Source organism: Streptomyces sp. NPDC051569, assembly GCF_044454085.1.
Lineage (GTDB): Bacteria > Actinomycetota > Actinomycetes > Streptomycetales > Streptomycetaceae > Streptomyces.
The window spans coordinates 1-5,036 of sequence record NZ_JBITDJ010000046.1 but is presented as its reverse complement, the minus strand read 5'-3'; the positions used below and the strand labels follow the sequence as shown (position 1 = coordinate 5,036).

The window sequence follows — 5,036 nt, the reverse complement described above, 5'->3', positions numbered from 1 at the left end:
GCCGTCCGCTATCAGTCGGGACTGCACCTGGCCTCGCTCATCTTGTGGCTCCGCGACACCACCGCATGATCATTTATCAGACACGGCCTAGGGCCTGTTCTGAGTCGGGATCACGGTTTCGCTGTTTCCCCCTCCGCAGGTCCGCGGATCGGTTAAAACCGGTGTCATGACGCGTGGTGATCTGACCGATGCCGAGTGGGAGTTGATCGAGCCGCACCTGCCACTGGGCGCCTTCGGGCCCATCCCTGACCTGCGTAGCTACTTCAATGCGGTGATGTGGAGGTTCAGGACCGGCAGCCCGTGGCGGGACATACCCGGCCACTACGGCTCCTGGTCGACGATCTACGACCGGTTCCGAATGTGGGCCGCCGACGGGATCTTCCACACGCTCATGGACGTGATGATCGCCGCGGCGGCGGCCCGCGGCGACGTCGATCTCAGCCTGGTCAGCGTGGACTCCACGGTCAGCCGGGCGCACCATCACGCAGCCGGCATGGTGGTCGATCCCGAGTTGCTTGCCGATCTGGAGAAAGCCCTGGCCGCGGAAAGGGGGCTGCGGCGAGTCGACAAGACGATGTGACGGGCGAGCCGGACGGGGGCGGGGAGAACGGGGAGCGGGAACGCCGCCGTGTGGTGCGTCGTCGGCACAAGGCCCGACTGAAGGCCGCGAAGCTGGGGCGTTCCCGGGGCGGGCTGACGTCCAAGATCCATCTTGCGGTCGAGCGTCGCTGCCGACCGCTGTCGATCATCCTCACCCCCGGACAGGCCGCGGACAGTCCGCAGTTCATCCCGGTCCTGCGCAAGATCAGGGTGCGTGGTCCGGTCGGCCGGCCCCGCTCCCGTCCCGGCGCTGTCGCCGGGGACAAGGCGTACTCCTCCCGCGCCAACCGCGCTCACCTGCGTAAACGGAAGATCAAGGCGGTGATCCCGGAGAAGGCCGACCAGGCGGCCAACCGCCAGAAAAAGGGATCGGCCGGAGGCCGCCCGGTCGGCCACGACGCCACGCTCTACAAAGACCGCAACACCGTGGAGCGCGCCATCAACAGGTTCAAGGAGTGGCGGGGGCTGGCTACCCGTTACGACAAGACACCCGAAAGCTATGAAGCCGGACTGCACCTACGCGGCGCAATCATCTGGCTCCGCAGCCTCCCAGCGACCCCATGATCCCGACTCAGAACAGGCCCTAGTCGCGATGGCGACCAGCCCCCGCTCACCGATCCCTCCGAGGAACACCGGCTCACTCAGCGCCCGGTACTCGTATCCGATCAACCCGCCTGGGACGCCGGTCTCACCGAGATTGACAGCCATCTGGGCGGGGACCCCGGGTGGAGCCTCGATGCGGATCAGGACGAATTCGGGCTTCGGCAACTGCGGCAGGGGCTGGCTCACGGGAAGATCTTCTCCCGATGGACCGCTCCGGCAACACCCGTAGGCCCGCGAGACGGGCGGCTCATATCGGGCGGCCGGTCCTGACATCCCCCAATCAAGTTCCCGTGGCGCCGGGCATGTCGCTCAGCTCTTGATCAGCGGGTCGTAGGGCTCACCCTCCGGCGTGAAGATCAGGATGAAGTCCTTGCCCGTCTCAGCCGCGGCCTCGCGCAGTCGGGCCAGGACGTCGGCCTCAGTGGGAAGGTCAAGGCCAAGAGCTTCGGCCGCACGGTCCCGCAGAACTGCCAGGTCGGGCATGTCCTCCACGTACTCGGCGGCCAGCTCGCCGCTCTCCTCCGCGGTGAACGCTCGGCAGTCGCGCCACCAGGGCGCGACCAGGAGGAGCCGCAGGAGTTCCGGCAGGCCGATCGCGACCAGAGCCGCGCCACCTTCGGAATCCGCGTACAGGACCGGACGTTCCTCCCCGCCATCGCCGCAGAAGAAGTACGTGCCCCCTGTTCCGTCACCCGCGAAGCCCTCCAGGGCCGCGCCCGACGCGAGGTGGACATCCTCGCCGTGCTCTCCCCGGTCGAGGTCAAAGTCGCCAGGCCAGGCGAGGAAGCGGGCAGCGTCTGCGTGCTCGTGGATGGCGCTGATCAGCGATTGCATGCGCCGCACCATAGCGGCCGGGAACGACACTCACGCGCTCGCCGGCAACACATCGACCCGAATGTATGGCGGTGAGGATCAAGACATCAGGCGGATGTTGGGGGACTGCGCGCTGATGGCGAGGGGGTGAGCACAGTGGGTACAGGTTTGGCTCACGGGGCGAACCATGTTGCTCTGGATGCTGAACGCTTCGGCCTGCTGCGATTCTGGACAGCGGTATCCCAGGTGCAGCCGGACCCATGGCGCGCGCGTCAGCGCGGCTGCTGGCTCGTCCCGCTTGGTGTCATGGAACGGCGCCCACCAGTAGTCGACGACGGCCCGGAGTGCCGTCCGCTCCCGCTCGTCGAAGGCGGCAACGCGACCCGCAGCCGGATGCTCCACTCTCCGACTACCTGAACAAACCGCGCATTCCTCGCCATATCGGAGGTGAGTAGTGCGCCCTGTGCGCTTACAGATGAAGCAGTCCAAGCTCAGGTCCAGCTTCTTCTGCCAGTGGAGGTTGTGGAAGACCTCGCCTCGGAGCGGCACTGTCAGTTCGGCGGTGATCTCAGCTGTTCGCAGCACTGTGCGATTTTCGCAGACGGGCGGCTGAGGGGCGTCGGGGCACCGTTGCGGTCACCGCCCAACGGATCATCATCGCGGACCGGTCCGGGCAGGCTCTGTCCGGCGGATCAAGACGGCATAGGCTCCAGGGCATGCACAACACCCTGACGGAGCACGCCCGGTGTCTCTACGGAGACGAGTACCGACCTACACCGAAGTGCGACCACCAGGAGCACTACTTCGTCGAAGAGCTGACCTTCGCCATGCTGCGTGAGCTGTGCCCGCACGTCGTCGACGGCCATCTGCCGGTCTGGGTTCGCAACCTGGCCTACCGTCTGGTGCTCCTGCAGCGGCCGGACGAGCCAGCGCTGCTGCGAGAGGCAGCCGAAAACCTCTGGCTGCATGGACCGGACTGGGACGACATCGCAGCAGACCTGAAGCGGCGAGCCGACTCGCTGGAACCGGGCTGAGCCGAATCGACTCTGGCGAGGACCATGTGGGAGAGGTGGGAATAGTGCACAGTCGGAATAACCCCCTGCCGCCAGTAGTTCAGACGCCCGACGGCTCCTCCACGACGACACCCTGCCCACCACGGACCGCGTCGCCGGACTGCTGCTGGTCCTCTACGCGCAGAAGATCGCCACCATCAGCCGACTCACTGTCGACGACGTCCACCTCGACAACGACATCGTCGCGATCACGTTCGGCACCTCACCAGTCGTCCTACCCAAACCGCTGGCCGCACTCGTCCGCGAACTCGTCGCGACCCGCCGAGGCAAAGCCAAGATCGGAACCCCCGAGCACGTCCCCTGGCTATTTCCCGGCGGCCGCCCAGGGCACCCCCTCGGCGATGACCGGATCGGCCAGCGTCTCCACAAGATCGGGATCCGGCCCCGGCAGGACCGCTCCACCGCACTGTTCACCCTCGCCGCCGAACTGCCCGCCGCCATCCTCGCCCGGGTACTCGGCGTCCACATCCAAGTAGCCGTCCAATGGCAGAAGGCATCAGCCGGCGACTGGGCCTCTTACGCCGCCGATGTCAGCCGCCGCGTCCCGGAGAACCAATGAAGCTACCCATCACCATCCACCAAGCACGGCTCGGATCCACGGAGTTCAAGGTCATCCGACCAGCCCGGCCCCTGGTCCACGCAGTGCTCATCGACCACGATCGGCACCTGGACACCTACCTCGATCAGGACGCCGCCCAGCGAATCGGTGGGCTATGGAAGCTCGCTGCCTCTTCACCGCGCTCGCTGGTCCACCTGCCGATGCGGGGGAACCGTGGCCCCTCCCGCGAGCTGCCAGAAGACGGCACACGGCAGCTTGATCTCGTGCTGCTGCACCACTCGCTCCAGTTCGCCCCCTCACGCTGGAAGGAAATACGAGGACGGCTCGGCCCAGGGCGTCCGCAGACCGTGACGCTGCCCGGCCCAGGACACACCGACGAAGCCGTGATTGATTACGAGGCACGGCACTACCAGGAGAACCGGGATCTGTTCCACCAGCATCTCCACGCCGAGACCCTGTTCATGACCGGCAGCGCGAAGGTGTTCAGGGACACCGCCCGGCACTTCTTCGACGTCGCCCGAAACGGCCCCGAATACGTCCCTGTCCATCCGAGCTACCCGCACTTCTGCACCGAGCTCCACTCCAACGACGGCATTCTCGGCGACGCGCGCGAGATCCACATCGAGTACTGCGACCAGTGGGACTCATGACCCTGACCGACAGGACCCAGCCGACCATGACGTTCAACGATCACCTCCAGCATCTCGTCGAGAGGGCCCTCGCATCCATCCCGGCCGCCGACGCCGGCTACATCTACGCTGTCTCCTTCCTCATCGACAACGAGGACGACGACCCTCGTCAGCCGACCTTGACGATCGGCTACAACACTGAAACTCAAGCCCGACGCAGCGTCCAGGACGCCTCTGACCAGGCAGAAGCCCGCTGGAACTACGCTTTCTGGATCCAGAACGAGCTGACTGTGGTCGGCGACCTGACCAGAGACCCCGCCGGGGCCACAGCTCGCCAGGAGTGGATCACCGAACTCGGACTTTGGTACGACGAGCCGACCGACCTCGCCGACTGGGATTCAGTTATCGGGCCACTCGCCGCGCAGATCGAGGCCCGCTTCAACCAGACCTGCTGCCAGCTCGCCCGAACCCTCCACACGACCGGCGTCATCGAAAGATCTGTCGGCCGAACCGTGCCGGTGATCGTCCACGAGCTGGAGTACTACGAGGCGATCGCCCGGCAGACCGAGGCCGCCAACCCGCCCGGCTTCGCCGACGAGTTCACCTCATGGGTCCGCAATGGCTGAGGCATTCGGACAGTTCCAATACTCGACTCCACCATTAGCCTCGAAGTTTCATGACGGTCCGCCGACGGAGTCGGTGGACCGTTTTCGTGCCGTGGGCTGAGAGTGGGCAGGTGGAGGGCCCGAGTGTCGTCTC

Annotated in this window: 7 protein-coding genes and 1 pseudogene; 4 read left to right on the top strand and 4 right to left on the bottom strand. The window is 66.0% G+C overall.

Annotated elements, in window-relative coordinates:
* Positions 1-166 precede the first annotated feature (166 nt).
* A pseudogene (locus ACIBAE_RS29600) lies at positions 167-1,164 on the top strand (IS5 family transposase).
* 348 nt (positions 1,165-1,512) lie between these two features.
* Here the strand turns inward: ACIBAE_RS29600 and ACIBAE_RS29595 are convergent.
* Both ACIBAE_RS29595 and ACIBAE_RS29590 read right to left on the bottom strand, forming a co-directional pair.
* A complete protein-coding gene (locus tag ACIBAE_RS29595) occupies positions 1,513-2,037 on the bottom strand; it encodes a hypothetical protein (RefSeq protein ID WP_399291473.1) in 525 nt (174 codons plus the stop codon).
* Positions 2,038-2,115: 78 nt separating this feature from the next.
* Positions 2,116-2,601: a hypothetical protein gene (locus tag ACIBAE_RS29590; RefSeq protein WP_399291470.1), complete on the bottom strand. Its 486-nt coding sequence runs from the start codon at positions 2,599-2,601 to the stop codon at positions 2,116-2,118.
* Positions 2,602-2,732: 131 nt separating this feature from the next.
* Between ACIBAE_RS29590 and ACIBAE_RS29585 the strand changes: the two genes are divergently transcribed.
* On the top strand, positions 2,733-3,050 hold the full coding sequence (locus ACIBAE_RS29585) for a hypothetical protein (protein ID WP_399291467.1): 318 nt from the start codon (positions 2,733-2,735) through the stop codon (positions 3,048-3,050).
* 79 nt (positions 3,051-3,129) lie between these two features.
* Here the strand turns inward: ACIBAE_RS29585 and ACIBAE_RS29580 are convergent, their stop codons facing one another.
* Together ACIBAE_RS29580 and ACIBAE_RS29575 are read right to left on the bottom strand one after the other, a co-directional pair.
* Positions 3,130-3,255 carry a hypothetical protein gene (locus tag ACIBAE_RS29580; protein WP_399291464.1) on the bottom strand — a complete coding sequence of 42 codons (126 nt, stop codon included), beginning with the start codon at positions 3,253-3,255 and terminating at the stop codon, positions 3,130-3,132.
* A 138-nt stretch (positions 3,256-3,393) separates the two neighbouring features.
* Positions 3,394-3,573 carry a hypothetical protein gene (locus ACIBAE_RS29575; RefSeq protein ID WP_399291462.1) on the bottom strand — a complete coding sequence of 60 codons (180 nt, stop codon included), beginning with the start codon at positions 3,571-3,573 and terminating at the stop codon, positions 3,394-3,396.
* A 71-nt stretch (positions 3,574-3,644) separates the two neighbouring features.
* On the opposite strand from ACIBAE_RS29575, the gene ACIBAE_RS29570 reads away from it, so the two are divergent.
* Positions 3,645-4,298 carry a hypothetical protein gene (locus tag ACIBAE_RS29570; RefSeq protein WP_399291459.1) on the top strand — a complete coding sequence of 218 codons (654 nt, stop codon included), beginning with the start codon at positions 3,645-3,647 and terminating at the stop codon, positions 4,296-4,298.
* Positions 4,295-4,903: a hypothetical protein gene (locus ACIBAE_RS29565; protein WP_399291456.1), complete on the top strand. Its 609-nt coding sequence runs from the start codon at positions 4,295-4,297 to the stop codon at positions 4,901-4,903. Before ACIBAE_RS29570 ends, ACIBAE_RS29565 begins: the two co-directional genes overlap by 4 nt.
* The last annotated feature ends 133 nt before the right edge of the window (positions 4,904-5,036 follow it).

Bases quoted from the DNA above. Each gene is read 5' to 3' on its own strand.
- ACIBAE_RS29570 (WP_399291459.1), top strand. From the start codon at position 3,645: ATGAAGCTACCCATCACCATCCACCAAGCACGGCTCGGATCCACGGAG.
- ACIBAE_RS29565 (WP_399291456.1), top strand. From the start codon at position 4,295: ATGACCCTGACCGACAGGACCCAGCCGACCATGACGTTCAACGATCAC.
- ACIBAE_RS29585 (WP_399291467.1), top strand. From the start codon at position 2,733: ATGCACAACACCCTGACGGAGCACGCCCGGTGTCTCTACGGAGACGAG.
- ACIBAE_RS29595 (WP_399291473.1), bottom strand. From the start codon at position 2,037: ATGCAATCGCTGATCAGCGCCATCCACGAGCACGCAGACGCTGCCCGC.